This window comes from Streptomyces sp. enrichment culture (assembly GCF_964272895.1).
GTDB lineage: Bacteria > Actinomycetota > Actinomycetes > Streptomycetales > Streptomycetaceae > Streptomyces.
This window is the reverse complement of record NZ_OZ186832.1, coordinates 159,840-177,964: the sequence shown is the minus strand read 5'-3', so window position 1 is coordinate 177,964 and position 18,125 is coordinate 159,840. Positions and strand designations below refer to the sequence as shown.

Genomic DNA, 18,125 nt, shown 5'->3' with positions numbered 1-18,125 from the left:
GCCGCCCGACGCGCCCCACCCGCAGGTGACGCCGTTCGCCGCGCCCGGTCCGCCCCGCCGGGCGAGCCGGCAGCATCCGCAGAGCCGGGGAAGCCGAGCAGTGTCGCCGACGCGTCACCGTGCCCACCTACGACCGGCGAGGCACCTCGCGCAGTCCGCGTCCCGATGACTGGGAGACGACATCGGTGGCCGAGCAGGCCGACGACGCGGCGGCGCTCCTGTCCGCGCTCGGGCTCGCTCCCGCCGCCGTGTACGGCAACAGCTACGGGGCGATCTTCACCCTCGACCTGCTGCTCCGCCATCCCGGCGTCGTCCGCTCCGCCGTGCTGCACGAACCTCCGATGGGCTCTGTGGTGGCCGACCCGGCGGCGGCTCAGGCAGGCGTCGTGGCGGCCATCGAGGAGGGGATGGCACAGGGCGGGCCCGCCGGAGCCGTCGACCGCTTCCTGCGCCTCGCGGACGGTGACGCAACCTGGGATCGTCTGCCCACGAGCCTGCGCGACCGGCTGATGTCGAACGGCGAGACCCTGGTCGGCATGGAGCTCGGCACGTTCGAGTCGTACCGCCCTGCCGATGAGGCGCTCGCCGGCATCACCACGCCTGCCCGTCTCCTGGTCAGCGAGAACTCACCACCCTTCTTCCACGAGGTCGCCGCGTGGCTGGCCAGCGCATGAGGGTCGACGTGCTGCGGACACCCGGCTGGCACACGCCCCAGTTCGACCATCCGGAGGAGCTCGCCCGGACCATCAGGCCGCTACTCCTGCAGTAGTTGTGCGAGCTCCGCGTCGTCCTCGTCGCTCCTCAGCTCTCTGAAGAGGTTCCTCAGGGTTTCCGCCTCTGGGCGTCGGCGTTCGGTCATCTGCCGCAACAGGTCACACACCTCGCCGGGCGTGCGACGGCGAGCGATGGCCGTCAAGAGCGGGTGGCGGCGCCAGTCTTCCTTGTAGAAGCGCCAGAGCAGTTCGTCCACACCATGAAACGGCAGGTTCTGCGCCGAGAGGTCGATGAGACGCTCAGCCGTCGTGTGCAGGCCCGCCATCCGCAGCTGTCCGATCAGCTCGATGATCATCGTGGCGTCGCTCCGCCGGATGAAAACCGTGAGGAACTCCTCCACGGGCTCCTCGGCGCCGACCTGGCACAGTTGCCGGGCGATGTCCCGAGGCGAGCGACTGGCGAGGAGCGAGGCGTCCAGCACGGGGTTGTCACCGTGCGGGTGCGAGCCAGGGCGGTTCTGTGGGACGGGGTCCGGCCGGAAGGGCTGCCAGGGCTCGTAGCCTGCAACGAGGCGCCAGAGCCTTGAGAAGCGGTCGGCCTCGGCGTCCGCGTCGCGGGCCGGGCGGGCCTTGCCGGCGAGAGCCATCGCTATGGCGACGACGACCGCACAACTGGCGTTCTCTCCTTTTCCGGCGAGGACCTGTCGTACGCGTTCGTGGCTCACCGTGGTCGGAGCGTCGTCGTTCTCGGCGATGGACTCGCTGATCTCCCGCAGGCTCGGGCAGCCCGCGGCGACGTACAGCTCGTGGAGAGCCGCGGTGAGCTCTCGCAGTGGACCGGCGGGAAGTTCTTCCTCGGAGGGAAGGGTCACCGTTCGCCTCGCCATGAGGCCAACCCCCTTGTCAACTGGTGTCAACTCACCGAGGCCAGCTTTGCGTTGCCAAGGCCCTTTCGTCAACCGGCATCACTTGCCGTCCCCTTGGCCGCGGCCTCTCCAACGATGGACGAGGGGGACACGGTGACCCCCTCGATCAGCAGGAGGTCAAAGAACATGAAGTTGCCGCGCAAGGAACAGCTGGCCCGTGTGAGCACAGTGATCGCCGCGCGCGGGACAGCCGCGGTGGCCGCGATCCGTGACATGGGTAACTGGCTGGCGTCGCCTTCCGGTATGGCAGCCCTGACGGGGTGCCAGACCGCGGTGTCCGTCCTGAGCTGGCTGGGGCACTGACCCCTAGGAGGTGCCCGCGCCCGCGCCGCGGCGACGGCGGCGGACATCCGCCCGTGTCAGGCGCGGGCGCCCAGCCCCCCCTTCGCACCGCCCGCTCCGACCGCGCGAAGCCGGCGGTCAGCGCCAGGCGAATCCGACCCCGGACCGGCCGCCGCCGAATCTTCCCTCGAAGTGGCTGCTGGCGGCGCAGCCGACTCCGTACGATGGCAGCGCACTCGGCTCGCTGGTCGCACACGCGCAACCCTCCTGGAGGTCATATGTCGGCAGCCGGTTCGGCCCTGGCGGGCGCTTGAACCGCCGTGACGACGTGGTGGACGAGCTCGCCGCGGTCCTCCTGCGGCTGGACGGCTTCCGGGACGAGCAGACGCGGACGGTCATCCTCGACGAGCTCGCCGACGAGACGGGGGAGCGGCCGAACGCCGAGGGGACCGAGCCGGAGCAGCAGGCCCGATCGTTGCTGATCGACTGCGTCCGGCATCCGAACGTGCTGCCCACGCTGGCCGCTCTGCTCCGGGAGTTCCACGGCGACTCGCCCGACGTGGACCGCTTCACGGAACTCTGGCCGCAGGTGGACGTAGCGACCTTGCTCACCCGGCGGGAACGGGACGTGCTGCGCGGGTTCTTGCGTCCGTGGGAGAGCGGGAGCTGGCGCGGCGCCTTCGCGCTGACCGCGTCACTCGTGCCCGAGTCCCCCCGCGATCTGCCCCACGCGGTCGAGTTGCTGGAGGGCCTCGTCCTGCCCCCGGGCAGCGTCCCTCCCCTCATCCGCTTCGTCCTCGCCCTCGGTGACCGCTCGGCACCGGAGGACCGGTCGGCCGTGCTGCGCTGGGCCGGCGAGGTCGCCGCAAGGCTGCAGATCCCCGTCACACGGGTGTACGACGCCGTCGACGAGCCCCTGGGCGGTGAGGACGGCCAGCTGGTCCTGGCGCTGCGGATCCAGCCCTTCCTGCCGGCCCGGTCCGAGTACCTGCTGTCCGCGTGGCTCGGCCACGGCCCCAGCCGGTGGGTCCCGCTGACCCACGAGGACGACCCGCTGAGCCTCGACCAGATATCCGCCCGTGTCGACGACTTCGTGGCCGCGGCCCGTGACCACGACGACGCCGGACCCAGCCGCGTCGAATTCATGCTGCCCAGGGAACTGATGAACCTGCCCGTGGAGACGTGGTCCGTGCGGCGGCCCGCGGACGGGGCCCAGGCTGCTCTCGGGGAGCTGTACCCCGTGGTGCTGCGCGACCTGGAACGGCAGCACGACCCCGAGGTCCGCGCTCTGTGGCACGAGAAGTGGGCGTGGTTCCACCGCGGGGGCGGGAACACACTGCTGCTGGACGCCGACGAGCCCGCCCGTGACGAGCAGGAGCTGGCCCTGCGCCTGCGCTCGGCCCTCACCGTCCTCGTCGGCGGGACATCGGCATGGCACGAGCACAGCGCCGCGGTGCCACCGGAGATCGACCTGGCCCTGGACGCCGGGGTGCCGGTGATGGTGTGGCACCGCAGGGGGGACGAGGAGAGCGACCGGTTCCTCGCCGGGCTGGCGCGAACTCTCGTCGCTCCGGAGGAAGTTGCGCGGCTGCCGGATCGTATCCGACGCTGGCGCAGGGACGCCGCGGAGGCCCGGCAGCAGAGCTTCGTGACCTCGCGGATGGCGCTGCTGTGGGACGACCCGGAGTACTCACCAGTCGACAGCGGGGATTTCCGGTCTCCCCTGTGAGGCCGTACGAGCGAGGAGCGGGAGACACGAGTGACAGCCCAACCACACGCGTGGCACGTCTACCGGGGCACCGGTGAGCCGCACGACGACATCGACCGCCTGCCTGTGCCTCCACCCTGGCGGGACTGGGAAGGAGCCGGACGCCACGAAGGCGGCGGCTGGCCGCGCGGAATCGTCTACCAGACCACTCCCGAGATCGTGGACGCGGTCAACGCCGCGCTCTACCTGCGCCGCCCGCTGCTGGTCACCGGAGCACCGGGCACCGGCAAGTCCACCCTCGCCCACCACGTCGCCCACGAGCTGCGCCTCGGCCCGGTGCTGACCTGGCCGATCACCAGCCGCTCCACCCTGCGCGACGGCCTGTACGCCTACGACGCGCTGGGCCGTCTCCAGGAGACGAACCTCCGCGGGCAAGCCGTAGACCACCCCGAGGACCTGGGGCGGTACATCCGCCTGGGCCCGCTGGGCACGGCCCTGCTCTCGCACAGGGTGCCGCGGGTGCTGCTGATCGACGAGATCGACAAGGGCGACACGGACCTGCCCAACGACCTGCTCAACATCTTCGAGGAGGGCCAGTTCGAGATCCCTGAACTGGTGCGGCACAACCAGGAGGTCGTGGAGGTCCGCGACTACGACGGAAGCCACACGCCGATCCGGCGCGGCTCGATCCGGGCCCGTGTCTTCCCGTTCACCGTGCTGACGAGCAACGGCGAGCGCCAGTTTCCGCCCGCCTTCCTGCGGCGCTGTCTGCGCCTGGACCTGCCGCGGCCCACGGGCGACCAGTTGCTGCGCATCGTCGAGGCGCACCTCGGGCGGACCGCGGTGGTGGAGGGGATGGGGCTGATCGAGCGGTTCGTCGAGCGCCAGTCACGAGAAGCGCTGTCCACCGATCAGTTGCTGAACGCCGTGTACCTTCTCGTGCGCGACGGACACGACGTGTTGCCGCGCGACGAGCACGAGAGGGACGCCGTGCTGCGTACTGTGCTGAGGCGGCTGGACTGAGGCTTGGATGACCGGCGATTTCATCTCCAGGCTCCTCGCGGACGAGCCGAGCTGGCAGGACCTGGCGGACGCCCTATGGCTGGCCCGCCAGCTCGCGCCGCCCGCGTCCGGTGCGGACGGCGGTGCGCCCGCGCCCCCCGACGGCCGGCCTCCGCCGCCCCTGGGCCCGCCGCCGCAGGCCGTGGCGGGACCGGAGCCGCACGGGGGACGTGCCGGCCCGGAGGAGCCGTACCGCGACGGCTTCGGCCCGTCCCCGACCAGCCACCACGGGCTGACCTTGCCGGGCCGCGACGGAAGCGCGGGCGGGATCGCGGTCCGCGTGCCGACGCCTCCCGCGCTGCCCCACGAACTCGCCCTGCGCAGGGCGCTGCGGCCGCTGGGCCGCCACTCCCGCGCCGCCGGGCACTGGGGCCGGGAGCGGCTGGAGTGGGAGTTGGACGAGGAGGCCACCGTGGACCGCGCTGCCGCGACCGGGTTCCGGCTGCCTGTGCTGCGGCCCGCGCCGACCCGGTGGCTCGATGTGGCCCTGGTGGTCGAGGACAGCGTGTCCATGCGGGTGTGGGACCGCTCCGTCCAGGAGTTCCGAGCCGTGCTGCAGACCGTCGGCACCTTCCGGACGGTGCAGGACTGGACGCTGCTGTCGGAGGAGTCCCGCTCGCGCGGAGTCGTGCTGCGCCGGGGAATGCCCACCTCGTCGTCCTTGCCCGAGGACCGCAGTCCGGGCGAGCTCGTCGACCCGACCGGACGTCGGATCGTGCTCGTGGTCTCCGACTGCATCGGGCCCGCGTGGTCGGACGGAACCCTCACCCAACTGCTGCGCCTGTGGGGCCGCAGCGGTCCGGTCGCCGTCGTGCAGCCGCTGCCGCGCCGACTGTGGGAACGCACCCGGCCGACCGTGCAGCACGTACGGTTGCTCGCACCGCAGGCGGGCACCGCCAACGCGCGCCTGGTGGCGACGTCCCCGCGCGGCTGCGGGCAGAAAGTCGCCGGCATGCCGGTGCCCCTGCTGATGCTCGACCCGCGCTCCCTCGGCCCCTGGGCCTCGCTGACCAGCGGGGAGTCCCGTGAACTCGACGCCCTGGCCATCCTCGTCGACGACGCGGCACCGGCCGGCCGGCCCGCGGCCGACGCCCGGCCGGAACCGTCCGCCGCCGAACTCGTCAACGGGTTCAGGGCCTTCGCCAGCCCCGCCGCGTGGAGGCTGGCCATGTATCTCACCGCCGTACCCCTCAGCCAGCCCGTGATGCGCATGGTGCACCAGGTGATGATCCCCGATCCGCAGCCCGCCCAGCTGGCAGAGGTCATGGTCGGCGGACTGCTCATGCGGGCCGAGGACTTCGACGGGGCACGAGGCGACGACGTCCGGTTCGAGTTCCGCCCGGGCGTGCGCGAGCTGATGATGCCCGGACTCAACCTGCACACCGCGCGGCGCCTGCTGCAACTCATGACGGACTACATAGCCGAACACCACGGCGCCACCGTCGACTTCCAGGCGGTGCTGGACGGGGACGACCTGGCCGTGGCCGGGCTCGCGCAGCATCCGCCCTTCGCCCGGGCCAGCGCCCGGCTCCTGCGCCTGCTCGGCGTGTACACGGCCGTGGCCCAGCGGCTGGAGAGCGCCTACGCCCCCACGGACGCGCCCCAGCGCGCCCTGCCGCTCACCGCACCGCAGGTCATCGGCCGGCACCCGGCCCGGCCCGCGCGGGCGTTCGGGCGGGAGGCGCTGGTGAAGGACCTGCACACGGCTCTGACGTCGAACGGGCCGTCCCCCCAGGTGCTGGTCGGTCCGGAGGGGGCGGGAGCGACGGCGGCGGCCCTGGAGTACGTGCACACACACGGCGGCGAGAGCGACGTCGTGGTGTGGCTGACAGCCGGGACGCCGGCCGTCGGAGGCCGCGACCTGGCCCGGCTCGCCGACACCGTGGCGCAGCGGGCCCGGGCGGGCTGCGGCACGGTGTGGCTGCTGGTGCTCGACGGCGCCATGTCCGCGGACCAGCTGCCCGAACTCCCCGCGGGACGCGGCCAGGTACTGATCACGTCGACCTCCCACGACTGGCCCGAGGGGTACACGGTGCACCGTCTGCCCGCACCGGGCCGCGGCACCGGTATCAGGATCGCCCGCCGTCACGCGCCGGCGCTCACCCCCTCCCAGGCCCGGCGCCTGGCGGAACGGCTGGACGACTCGCCCCTCGCCCTGGAGCTCGCGGCCGCCTACCTGTCCGTCACGGGCGAGTCGGCCGACGCCTACCTGGAACGGCTCGGCGAGCCGCGCACCGGCCCCGACGGCCCGGCAGCCGCCGACGTGGCATGCGGCATCTCCCTGGACCACGTTCTGCGCACGACCCCGCAGGCTCGTGACATGCTGCACCGACTCGGCGTGCTGGCGCCCGGCCCCGTGCCCGTCGCACTGCTCACGCCGGGTGCGGCCGCGGTGGCGGACGAGACACTCGCCGCCCTCGACCGCCACGGCCTGCTGCACACCCAGGAAACGGACGACGGCATCGTCTTCGTCCACCCCGTGGTGCGGCGCGCCTGCCGGGACCGGATGACCGATGTCGACGACGCCGTCGCACGCAGGGCGGTACGCGCCCGTATGGCCGACCGGTACGGCGGCGAGGACCCGGACGAGCCGTCGTCCTGGCCGCGCTTCGCGGAGCTGACCGCGCACCTGGAACCCGCCGGCGTGTTCGGCGAACGCGACCCGCACATGAGGGACCTCGTCCAGCGTCATCTGCGCCATCTGCACGCCTGCGGCGACAGCGCCGGATGCCGGGCCCTCGGCGCCCTCGCACTGCGGCGGCTCGAGGACCGCTCCGGCCACGACGACCCGGCGGTCGACGAACTCGACGACCTGCTCAAGGCACTCCTGTCCGAGACAGCCGCCCCACCCGAGCCGGGGACACGGTGACGGCCACCGCGGACGAGCCGCCCGGAAACGCCCTGCCGGACCGGCCACCACCGGCTGCCGCCGTGACACCACTGCAAGCACCGGGCGGCAGGCTCGTGCGCCGCGCCCTGACCATCGGCGTCACGGGCTTCGCACCCCACCCGGAGTACGGGCTGGAGGGCGAGGGCCCCGACCCGCTGCCGTTCGCCCAGGACCGTGTGGCCGCCCTGCGGCGGGTCCTGGAGCACGAGGCATTCGGTTACGAGTGCACCACCCTCACCGGTACGGGGCGGAGCCCCGGACCGACGGCCGCCGAACTCGGCGCCGCCTTCCACGACATGCTCGCGGCCGCCGGCGCCGACGACGTGCTGATCGTGCATGTGCTCAGTCACGGAGTACCGCGCACCACCGGGCTGTACGCCCTCGGTTCGGACAGCGGCCACCTGCCCCAGACCGCGGTCGCCGGATGGCTCGCGGCCGTCGAGGACTTCCCCGACCGCCCGACCGTCCTGTTCCTGCTCGATCTGTGCCACGCCGGCCGGGCAGCCCGGCACGACTGGCAGTTACGGGCCCTGGACGGCACGAACCGGGCGTGGGTGATGGCGGCGGCGGGCGGCGCGGAACTCGCCGTCGATGGACGGTTCACCCAGGCCGTCGTCGAGGTGCTCGCCGACATCGCGCACAAACGGATCCAGTACGACCGCAGCAGGCAGTACATCGACTTCACCTGGTTCAGCGACCAGGTCCGCGACCGTGTGGACCAGCTCGCCGGTCACCACGGCGGCCTGCGCCAGCGCGTCACCTCCAGCGCCCTGGACACGGCCGCCGAGCCGCCCTTCCTCCCCAACCCCTGCTACGACGCGAGCCCGCTCAACCGCGTCCGCAGTGACCTCACCGCCGAACTGGGCGGTGAGGTCGGCTCGTTCCTCGACGAGATCGCCGACCTCGCCCACTTCCAACGGCACGCGCAGGCCGGCTCCGGCTTCCCGCTGCTGCCGCGGGACGACGGCGCGAAAGGACTGTTCACCGGCCGTTCGACGGAAGCGGCCCGGCTGTCCGACTGGCTGGCGGACGACCACGCGTCCCCGGTGTACGTGGTCACCGGCAGCCCGGGCGTCGGCAAGTCGGCGCTGCTCGGCGTCCTGGTCTGCGCCGCACACCCCGCGCTGCGTCCCCGCACCCGGGCCCTGTGGGAGCCCCTGCGCGAGGTCCGGGTGACCGTCCCGGTGGCCGCCGTCCACGCCCGGCGGCGCACGGTCCGCGAGATCGTCGGCTCGCTCGCTGGCCAGCTCGGGCTCGGCGAGGGCGGATCCGGCGCCGACGAGCCGCAGGGCTGGACGGTGCCGCGCCTGTCCGACGCCCTGAGCCGGATGGCCGGACCACCGCCGGTCATGGTCGTGGACGCCCTCGACGAGATGCGCGACCCGCAGGAGGCCGCCCGCCTCCTCCTCCAGCCGCTGGGCGCCGCCCGCCGGCCCGACGGAAGCCCCCTGTGCCGACTTCTGCTGGGCACCCGCGACGAGGAGCCCTTCGCGGGGCTCGTCGCCCGCGCACGGGAGTCGGGCGACCTCGTCGACCTCGACCAGGCGGATCCCGTCGGCCTGGAGCAGCACCTGCGCGAGTACATCGGCAAGCTGCTGGCCGCCGCACCACCGGCGTCACAGGCCGGGGCCGGCGCCCCGGCACCGTCGGCCGAGTTCGCCGATGCCGCCGCCCCTGTGCTGGCCCGTGCCTCGGGCCCGTACCTCATGGCGGCGCTCTACACCTCGTACGTGCTCCAGGACGACATCCGTCCCTCGCTCACCGATCCGGCGACGGCACGGGAGCTCGGCGCAGGCGTCCCGCTCACCCTCACCGCCCTGCTCGACCTCAGCTTCGCCCGTGACCACGCCCACCAGCTGCTGCGCCCGGTGCTGGCGGCGCTCGCCTTCGCCCAGGGTGACGGCATGCCCGTGGAGACGGTCGCGGCGGTCGCCCGCGCCTTCGCCGCCGACGGGGTCGCGGCCGGGCCCACCGCGGTCGGTCAGCTGCTCGACGACGTACGGCCGTTCCTGCGCTCCTCGCCCGACCGCGACGGCACGCGGCTGTACCGGCTGCTGCACCAGAGCGTCGCGGACGAACTGCGCCAGCGCCCGATGCCGGGCGACGCCGACGGCACCGGCGATCCGCTGGTCCAGGTGTACGAGGCTCTGGTGGACTCGCTGCGCGACGTGGACGGCCACCTCCGCTGGGCCGACCTCCACGGCTATCTGCGCCGCCATCTGGCCCAGCACGCCGTCGACGCCGGCCGGTTCGACGAGCTGTGCACGGAGCCGGAGTTCCTCGTGCACGCCGACCCCGACTGGCTGGTGCCCGAGCTGCGGCACGCGAGGGCGGACACCGCCCGTACCGCCGCGTCCGTCTACCGCACCAGCGCCCATGTGCACCGCAGGACCGAGCCCGGCCAGCGACGCCACATCCTGTCCCTGGACGCGGTACGGCACGAAGCAGCCACCCTCGCCGACCGGCTCGCCGAGCCGCCGGCGGGCTCCGGCCCGGTCATGGCGTGGCGGCCGTCCTGGGCCACCGGAAGCCGGATCAGCGATGCCCACGCCTTCACCCTCCAGGTGCCCGACGACCGCGTCACCGCACTGGCGGGCACCACCGTCGACGGAACGCCGCTGGTGGTCACCGGCGCCAGGAACGGAAAAGTACGGGTGTGGGACACCCGCAGCGGGCGTCAATTGGCGACGGCCAACCCGCGGACGGGCGAGATCCACGCACTGGTGTGCACCGAGGTGGACGAGGAACCGGTCCTGCTGAGCGCGGGAACCGGCGGTGAGCTCAGGATGTGGCGATTGCCGGACCTGACCGAGCTGCGGTGGCCGGCCGTCGGGCACACCGAGACGGTGCGCACGATCTCCTGTGCCGACGTCGTGCGCCGCCGAATGGCCCTGACCTGTGACGAGTCCGGTCGGCTGATGCTGTGGGACCTGCGCGGCGAACTGCCCGGCGCCGAGCTGGACGTGCCGCACGCTGCCCAGCTCGCCGAGCTGGTCGCGCAGGGCGACGGGCCGGGCCACGACTACGCCGTCCTCACGGACGAGCGCGGCACGATCCGCTTCTGGTCCCTCCTCGGCGACGAGGAGGCAGCCGTGAAAGCCCTCCACCCGCCGCGGGTCAACGCCCTCCTCGGCCTGGAGGCGCGCGGCACGCCGCAGATCGTCACGGCGGGGGACGACGGTCACCTGCGGATGTGGAACGCGCGTACCCATGAGCTGACCGCCGCGTCCCAGGTGCCGCACGACGGACCCGTGTACGCCCTGGCCCGCGTCGCCGGGCACGAGGGGACCCGGATCCTCAGCGGAGGCAGCGACGGCACGATCCGCAGCTGGGACCCCGACGGGGAGGCCCGCGAACTGACGCCGGACAACCGGTTCATCGGCCACATGGGAGCGGTCACCGCCCTCGCGGACACCGGCCCCGAGTCCTCGGTCTTCGTATCGGCCGGCGCCGATCCGGTGCTGCGGCTGTGGCACATGCCGTGGCACCGACAGCACCCGGCCGGGCGCGTCGGCCACACGTCCTGGGTCAACGCCCTGGCCGCCGTCGAATCCGGCCACGGCGCCCTGCTCGTCTCGGCGGGCGCGGACGGACACATCCGCCGCTGGCGGATGGCCGACGGCACTCCTCGGGGTACCCCCACGAACACCGCGGCGGGACCGATCCACGCCCTGGCCGCCACGACCGTCGGCAGTCGGCCGCTGCTCGTGTCCGCGGGCGCCGACGGCCACATCCGGCGCTGGGACCTCACCGACGGAACCCCTTACGGTACGGCCCTGGACGCCGGCACGGGGGCCGTGCACGCGCTGGCTGCCGCCGCGCTGGACACCCGGCCGGTGCTGTTGTCCGGGGGAGCGGACGGCCTGATCCGGTGCTGGGACACGGAATCGGGTCTGCAGCGCGGGCTGCCGCTCGCCGGACACGCCGGCGGGGTCAACGCGGTCGCCTGCGTCGAGGTGAGGGACCGGATCACCGGGGTGTCCTGCGGCGACGACGGCACACTGCGCCTGTGGGACCTGGAGACCGGCCTGCCCGCACGCGCACCGGTCAAGGCGCACGACGGGTGGGTCACCGCTCTGGCCTGTGCGGCGTTGGAGGAGAGGGCCGTCGCCGTGACGGGGGGACAGGACGGCACCGTCCAGGTGTGGGACCTGGGCGACGGCTCACCGCTGACACCGCCGCTGAGTGTGACGGCCGGCGTCAATGCCGTGGCGTGCGGCGCGGTCGGGGGCCGCGCGGTGGTGGTGGCCGCGGACGACTGCGCGGTCCATGTCTGGGACCTCTTCTCCGGCAGGCCGCTGGACAGCATCGGCGTGCCGGGTACGGTCGCCGCCCTACTGCTGACGGGTGATCAGCTCGTGCTGGGCTGCGAGTGGGAGGTGGTCGTCCTGCGCCGGACGTCCGAGGGCGGTGGGTGAGCCGGACACGGCGACGGCTCGAGCGGAGTCGCCCGGCCGCCCGTCACGGCAGCCCGGACCGGCCGGCCCTCACGCGCCGTCGGGTGCGGCCAGCAGCGGAGCGAGTGCGTCCACGACCTCCGGCCGGGCCAGATAGCGCGTCGCCTTGTGGGACGCGACCAGCCCGAGGGACACCTCGTGATGGTCGTCGATGCCGGGAAAGCGGCTCGGCAGATCGCGCGGGATGGCGACGATGTCACCGACGTCGGCGACATTGACCCAACGCCGCACTCCCGGCGGCCGCTCGCCCTTTCGCTCCTCGTTGCCCTCGCCCAGGGCCAGCCGCTCGAAGACGACGTGCGGCATCCCCAGCGGGGAGCCCAGGGTGACCAGCAGATCGAGTGCGACGGGCCGGTGCCACAGGGCCTCGTAGGCGACGACCGAGCCCAGCGAGTGGGCCACGACCGCCCTGGGCCGGGTTCCGTGCAGCACGCGCAGCACCTCGTCACGGGCCGCCGCGCGGCGCGGCGAGTCGCGGTCGGTGACGTAGGTGTCGGCTTCGCGGCAGAACACGATCGCGACCTTCCGCGCCACCTCTCCGAAGCGCTCCGCGAGCCAGGACGCGGCCTGCCGCACGGGCAGGGTGCCGGGGCCCATCGTCACCTCGGCCGGAGCACCGAGTGCGGACACCCAGTCCGTCAGCATCCGCTGCGCGCCGGGCGGCAGCAGTTCCGGCGCGTCCGCAGTGCCTTGATGGGCTCCCAGGTGCAGCAGAGGGGCGTAGTACGCGGTGCTCAGCGGCATCCCGAGCGCCGCGGCCCACTCCGCGGCCAGGGCCTCGGCTGCCCCTTCCACGGTGCCGGCCTCGGCGAGGTACCTGTAGCAGCGGATGCCATGGACTCCGACGATCACGGTACCTCCCGCAGGCCGAGCAACCGACTAGGCGGCACGCTACGCCAAACGACCGCGACGCGAGCGACGTTGGCAATCTTCGACGCCAACGCCTCTTACGCAGAGGTGAGTTGGCCAGCCCCCCGGTGAGGGATCCCCCATGCCACGGGAAGGACTCCGCCCCCCTGACCCGGCGACGCGGACCAGGGTGAGGTCTACGGCCGAAGGTCGCGCTGGTACCAGGTGCCCGGCCTGCCGCCGAGATCGGCCGGGGCGGCCGGGCCGACCGGGGTGAAACCGGCCTTGGTCAGCACCTTCTGGGACGCGACGTTGTCGTGGGAGGTGGCCGCACGCAGGGTGTGGAGCCCGTGCCGCGCTGCCGCCAGCCGGCACAGCTCCTCGACGGTGGCGGTCGCCACGCCGCGGCCGGCGACCTGCCGCGCGACCCGGTAGCCGAGTCTGGCGGTGCCGTCCTCGAGGTCGTACAGGTTGAACCTGCCGTGTATCGAGCCGTCCTCGGCGAGGAGCACGTAGAAGGCGCAGACGCCGTCCTCCTGTTCGGCCAGCGCGGCGTTGTGGTGGTCGGTGAACTCCTCGAAGAAGTCGTCGCCGCGGTCGGGGATCGAGGCCGCGAAGTAGGCGCGGTTCGCCAGTTCGAAGGCCAGGACCGCTGGTGCGTGGTCGGCGTGCAGCCGCTTCAGCTCGGGCATCGCCCGACCGTACCCGGATCGTGCGCCGATGCCAGCCGATTTTTCGCCGGGGCGGCCGCTCGCCGGGGTCCCCACCGCGGTCCGTCACGGCGTGACGTCAGGGCTTGCGGGCGAGGCCGCCGTGCTCGGCGATGACCTCCGCGGCCGGGGCGGCGGGGTCGGGTCGCCAGTGGGGGACCGAGACGACGCCGGGCTCCAGGAGTTCCAGACCGTCGAAGAACGCCGTGATCTCGTCGACCGTGCGCAGGTTGTACGGCACGGCGCCGCTCTCGTTGTACGCGTCCTGGGCCTGCTCGAAGACAGGGTCGATGCCCCTGGAACCGTCGTTGATGGAGAGGTAGCTGCCGGACGGCAGTGCTTCCATCAGGCGGGTGACGATCGAGTGCGCCTGGTCGTGGTCCGCGACATGCCCCAGGATGTTGCTGAGGATCAAGGCCGTCGGCCGGCTGAAGTCCAGCGTGTCGGCGGCAGCCGCCAGGATGCGCTCCGGCGTGTGGACGTCCGAGTCGACATAGGCGGTGCGTCCCTCCGGCGTGGAGTAGAGCAGGGCACGGGCGTGTGCCAGGACCATCGGATCGTTGTCGACGTACACGATCCGGGACTCCGGCGCGATCCGCTGGGCGACCTCGTGGGTGTTGTCGGCGGTCGGCAGGCCGGTTCCGACGTCGAGGAACTGGCGGATGCCCGCCTCGGCCACCAAGTACGTGATGGTGCGGCGCAGAAAGGCACGACTGCTGCGGGCGATGGTCACGATGCCGGGGAAGACGGCGGTGTACGCGTCGCCGGCCTGCTCGTCGACGGGGTAGTTGTCCTTCCCGCCGAGCCAGTAGTTCCAGATACGGGCCGAGTGCGGCACCGATGCGTCGATCTTCTGCTGCGCCGCCGGTCCGGGCGTGGTCGCGTGGTCGGTCATGTGCACTGCCTGTCTTTCAGCCGATACGAGGAGTCCTGCGCACAACCTATGGCCCGACTCCCGTTCTCCGTAACTCAGTTCCCCTTTCCGGCGCGTCCCGGCGCCGTCCAGGGCGTGCGGCCCGCACGCGTCGCCGACGCACGGGGGCTTGATCACGGGGAGACCTCCGGTGTGGTGGTGGGATCTGGGCTTCACCACACCGGAGGTCTTCGGGTCCCGCCGGCGTACTGGTGCCGGGGGCCTTCGGTCAGAGCTTCCTGATGCTGTATCGGACGCCCGTGACGCAGGTGGTGTTCTGGCTGGAGGAGGTGATGACCCATCCGGCGGGGATGGGGGAGTTGGAGCAGACGAGGAGAGCCGCTGCTCCAGCAGCACATGCCCGACCCGGCGCACGGCGGACTGTTCCTCGGCGCCGCCTACGGCACGGACCCCGTGGTGCACGCGCACATCCTGCGGGACATCCTGCGGCAGGCCGTACGGACCGGTCATCTGGTGGTGTCCACCGCCAGCCCGGACTACCAGGCGCTGCTGCGCACCCTGAGTTTCCGCCCGCACGGCGAGATCCGCGACGACGTGTACCGCTGCGGGCGTCGGCCCGAGGTCTACAGCCACGACTTCGGCGCCGCCGGGCTGCCGGGATGGATGGCCGCGCTGACGCCCGCCGGCGCCGCGCCGACACGCCCGGTGGCGGCGGCGCAGGACGCCACGGTCCTGGTCGCCGGGGCGCTGGCCCGAGTCGCCGATCTCACGGCACTCGCCCAGAGCCCGCTGCTGACCCTGCCCGAGACGGGAACGGCCGTGGCACTGCGGGCTTGTCTGCGAGAAAGGGTCGCCGAGCTCGCCGCCGCCGAGTCGCCCGCGGACGCGGAGGCCGGGGCGATCCTTCAGGCGTACTATTTCGGCCGGGCCCCAACGCACCATCAGGTCGCCCGGCGGCTGCACCTGAGCCGGGCCACCTACTTCCGCCGGCTGCGCCGCGGACTCGCCCTGATAGCCGCCCGGCTGCCCACCGGCGCCGACGCCCAGGACATGTGCCGCCGAAACTGAGGCCCCCACGCCTGCCCCTCGGTGCCGGACGCGAGTCCGCTTGTGCGGTACGGACACGACCGTTCCCCGAACACCCGACCGGCCCGCGTCCCGCGCGCCCGGCGGGGCGCGCCGCTCTGGGGGACGACGTGGAGGCGTCTGACGGGGATGGGGCATGCGACCTGTGACCGCGACCGATCCACGCCGGGTGGGCGCCTCCCGGCTGCTGTAGAGCAACCCCTACGCGCCGCCCGGCGGCCCCCGGCCCAGCGATGTCTTCGGCCTGATCGGCGGCCCCGAGCAGGAGTTCTACGTCTCCTACGTCCAGGAACCCGGCCGCGCCGAGGCCGAGATCGAGCCCGACGTACGCGGCTGGCTCGCCGGCTTCTACGCCGCGCTGTCCGCCGACACCATGCCCGCCCCCGGCGAGCCCGACCCGCACTTCGTCGCACCGGGCGGCCGGCTGCGCGACCGTTTCCCCGCCGGCCCGCTCCCGGCCTGGCCGACCGAGGACGATCTCGACTTCTACGCCGGGGAGTTCGAGCCCACCGGCTGACCGGCGCCCTCAACCGCTACCGCAGCCTGGACCGCGACTGGGCGGACCTCGCTCCCCACCGCGGAGCCCCGATCACCCAGCCCGCCCTGTTCATCGGCGGCGCCCTGGACGCCTCCACGACCTGGATGGCCGACGCCATCGACGCCTCCTCCACCACTCTGCCCGCCCTGTTCGCCTCCCACCTCCTGGACGGCTGCGGCCACTGGGTGCAGCAGGAACGTGCAGCAGGAACGCCCCGACGAGGTCAACGGCCCGCTGATCGACTGGCTCGCCACCATTCCGACCTGAACCAGGCGGGTCACGGGGTGGTTTGGCGGTGGCGCAGCGCCGTGGGCGGGCCGCGCCACCTCCGGTGGGCCGGGTGGTCAGGCGAGGGAGACCAGGTCCCGGTAGTCCTCGCTCCACAGGTCCTCGTCCGCGTCGGGCAGCAGCAGGACGCGGTCCGGGCGGAGGGCGTCGATGGCGCCCTCGTCGTGGGTGACCATCACGATCGCGCCGGGGTAGGAGCCGACCGCGGCCAGGACTTCGTGGCGGGAGGCCGGGTCGAGGTGGTTGGTCGGCTCGTCGAGCAGCAGGACGTTGGCGCCGGAGTGGACCAGCCCGGCCAGCGCGAGGCGGGTCTTCTCGCCGCCGGAGAGGACCCCGGCCGGTTTGTCCGCGTCGTCCCCGGTGAAGAGGAACGCGCCCAGGACGCGCCGGACTTCACCGTCGGTGAGGTGCGGCGCGGCGGCGGAAAGGTTCTCCCGGACGGTGCGGGTGGTGTCGAGGGTGTCGTGCTCCTGGGCGAAGTAGCCCAGCCGCAGCCCGTGCCCGTGCACCACCCGGCCGGCGTCCGGCCTCTCCTGTCCGGCCAGGATGCGCAGCAGCGTGGTCTTGCCGGCACCGTTGAGGCCCAGGACGACCAGGCGGCTGCCCCGGTCCACGGCGAGGTCCACACCGGTGAGGACCTGGTGGTCGCCGTAGGACTTGGCCAGGCTGACCGCGCCCAGCGGGATCCGGCCGCACGGTGCCGGCTCGGGCAGCCGGATCCTGGCGACCTTTTCCGTCCGGCGGGCCGGTTCCAGGTCGGCGAGCATCCGGTCGGCCCGGCGGGCCATGCTCTTGGCCATGACCGCGGTGGCGGAGCGCGCCTTCATCCTGTCGGCCTGCGCGTGCAGGGCGGCGGCCTTGCGCTCGACGTTCGCCCGCTCGCGGGCCCGGCGCCGCTCGTCGCTCTCCCGGTGGGCGAGGTACGTGGCCCAGCCGGTGTTGTGGACATCGATGGTGGCGCGGGTGGCGTCCAGGTGGAAGACCCGGTTGACGACGTCGGCGAGCAGGCCGGTGTCGTGGCTGATGACCACCAGCCCGCCCCGGTGGCCACCCAGGAACGTGCGCAGCCAGGCCACGGAATCGGCGTCCAGGTGGTTGGTCGGCTCGTCCAGCAGCAGCGTGCCGTCGTGGCCCGCGAAGAGGATGCGGGCCAGTTCCACGCGGCGCCGCTGGCCGCCGGACAAGGCGCCGACGGGCTGGTGCATGACCCGGTCGGGCAGGCCCAGGCCGGCGGCGACCCCCGCCGCCTCCGCCTCGGCCGCGTATCCGCCGCCGGCCTGGAAGGCCGCCTCCGCGCGGGCGTAGGCGCGCATCGCCCGCTCCAGCGCGGCGGGACCCGCGGCGTCGGCCATCCCGGCCTCCGCGGCCCGCAGTTGGCGCAGCGCCCGGTCCAGGCCGCGGGCCGACAGGATGCGGTCGGTGACGGTGACGGCGGGGTCGGCCGCACGGGAGTCCTGCGCGAGGAAGCCGACCGGTCCGGTGCGGGTGACCGTCCCGGCGGCAGGCGTGGCCTCGCCCGCGAGGGCGGTCATGAGCGTGGTCTTGCCCGCGCCGTTGCGGCCGACCAGGCCGATCCGGTCGCCGGGGGAGACGGTGAAGGAGATGTCGCTGAGCAGCAGGCGGGCGCCCGCGCGCAGCTCGACACCACGAACGGTGATCATGGGATGACGCTCCGAAAAAGCGAAAGGACACACTTCTGGCGTGGAAGCGGGTCCTCAGCTAGGAAATTCGGGGCGTAGACA

The 18,125-nt window shown here is 73.1% G+C and carries 12 protein-coding genes and 1 pseudogene; 8 read left to right on the top strand and 5 right to left on the bottom strand.

All coding sequences use genetic code 11. The annotated features are described in order from the left end of the window. Positions 1–74 precede the first annotated feature (74 nt). Complete coding sequence (locus tag ACSU6M_RS00685; protein WP_437074944.1) at positions 75–674, top strand: alpha/beta fold hydrolase; 600 nt, start codon at positions 75–77, stop codon at positions 672–674. 80 nt (positions 675–754) lie between these two features. Here the strand turns inward: ACSU6M_RS00685 and ACSU6M_RS00680 are convergent, their stop codons facing one another. After that, positions 755–1,600 (bottom strand): hypothetical protein, encoded by an 846-nt coding sequence (locus tag ACSU6M_RS00680; protein ID WP_437066062.1) that lies wholly within the window; start codon positions 1,598–1,600, stop codon positions 755–757. 165 nt (positions 1,601–1,765) lie between these two features. Here ACSU6M_RS00680 and ACSU6M_RS00675 point away from each other — a divergent pair, with 165 nt between their 5' ends. The 5 genes from ACSU6M_RS00675 to ACSU6M_RS00655 all read left to right on the top strand — a co-directional run bounded on the left by ACSU6M_RS00675 (position 1,766) and on the right by ACSU6M_RS00655 (position 11,999). Beyond that, complete coding sequence (locus tag ACSU6M_RS00675; protein WP_437066061.1) at positions 1,766–1,942, top strand: hypothetical protein; 177 nt, start codon at positions 1,766–1,768, stop codon at positions 1,940–1,942. A 289-nt stretch (positions 1,943–2,231) separates the two neighbouring features. Next, on the top strand, positions 2,232–3,650 hold the full coding sequence (locus tag ACSU6M_RS00670) for an effector-associated domain 2-containing protein (RefSeq protein ID WP_437066059.1): 1,419 nt from the start codon (positions 2,232–2,234) through the stop codon (positions 3,648–3,650). Positions 3,651–3,680: 30 nt separating this feature from the next. Further along, positions 3,681–4,652: an AAA family ATPase gene (locus tag ACSU6M_RS00665; RefSeq protein WP_437066058.1), complete on the top strand. Its 972-nt coding sequence runs from the start codon at positions 3,681–3,683 to the stop codon at positions 4,650–4,652. Positions 4,653–4,659: 7 nt separating this feature from the next. Continuing rightward, positions 4,660–7,560 carry an SAV_2336 N-terminal domain-related protein gene (locus tag ACSU6M_RS00660; protein ID WP_437066057.1) on the top strand — a complete coding sequence of 967 codons (2,901 nt, stop codon included), beginning with the start codon at positions 4,660–4,662 and terminating at the stop codon, positions 7,558–7,560. A gap of 62 nt (positions 7,561–7,622) precedes the next feature. Beyond that, positions 7,623–11,999: an AAA family ATPase gene (locus ACSU6M_RS00655; protein ID WP_437066056.1), complete on the top strand. Its 4,377-nt coding sequence runs from the start codon at positions 7,623–7,625 to the stop codon at positions 11,997–11,999. Positions 12,000–12,068: 69 nt separating this feature from the next. Here ACSU6M_RS00655 and ACSU6M_RS00650 read toward each other — a convergent pair whose 3' ends face one another. The 3 genes from ACSU6M_RS00650 to ACSU6M_RS00640 form a co-directional block, all read right to left on the bottom strand. Continuing rightward, the gene (locus ACSU6M_RS00650) at positions 12,069–12,890 is read right to left on the bottom strand and encodes a serine peptidase (RefSeq protein ID WP_437066055.1); all 822 of its coding nucleotides are present in this window, start codon (positions 12,888–12,890) and stop codon (positions 12,069–12,071) included. A 194-nt stretch (positions 12,891–13,084) separates the two neighbouring features. Continuing rightward, entirely contained in the window at positions 13,085–13,579 is a 495-nt protein-coding gene (locus ACSU6M_RS00645) for a GNAT family N-acetyltransferase (RefSeq protein ID WP_437066054.1), read from the bottom strand. 97 nt (positions 13,580–13,676) lie between these two features. Continuing rightward, a complete protein-coding gene (locus ACSU6M_RS00640) occupies positions 13,677–14,492 on the bottom strand; it encodes an SAM-dependent methyltransferase (RefSeq protein ID WP_437066053.1) in 816 nt (271 codons plus the stop codon). A gap of 375 nt (positions 14,493–14,867) precedes the next feature. Between ACSU6M_RS00640 and ACSU6M_RS00635 the strand changes: the two genes are divergently transcribed. Together ACSU6M_RS00635 and ACSU6M_RS00630 are read left to right on the top strand one after the other, a co-directional pair. Further along, on the top strand, positions 14,868–15,539 hold the full coding sequence (locus ACSU6M_RS00635; RefSeq protein ID WP_437066051.1) for a hypothetical protein: 672 nt from the start codon (positions 14,868–14,870) through the stop codon (positions 15,537–15,539). Positions 15,540–15,750: 211 nt separating this feature from the next. Beyond that, a pseudogene (locus ACSU6M_RS00630) lies at positions 15,751–16,362 on the top strand (alpha/beta fold hydrolase); the annotation flags it as partial. Positions 16,363–16,439: 77 nt separating this feature from the next. Here ACSU6M_RS00630 and ACSU6M_RS00625 read toward each other — a convergent pair. After that, the gene (locus ACSU6M_RS00625; protein WP_437066050.1) at positions 16,440–18,044 is read right to left on the bottom strand and encodes an ABC-F family ATP-binding cassette domain-containing protein; all 1,605 of its coding nucleotides are present in this window, start codon (positions 18,042–18,044) and stop codon (positions 16,440–16,442) included. Between the last annotated feature and the right edge of the window lie 81 nt (positions 18,045–18,125).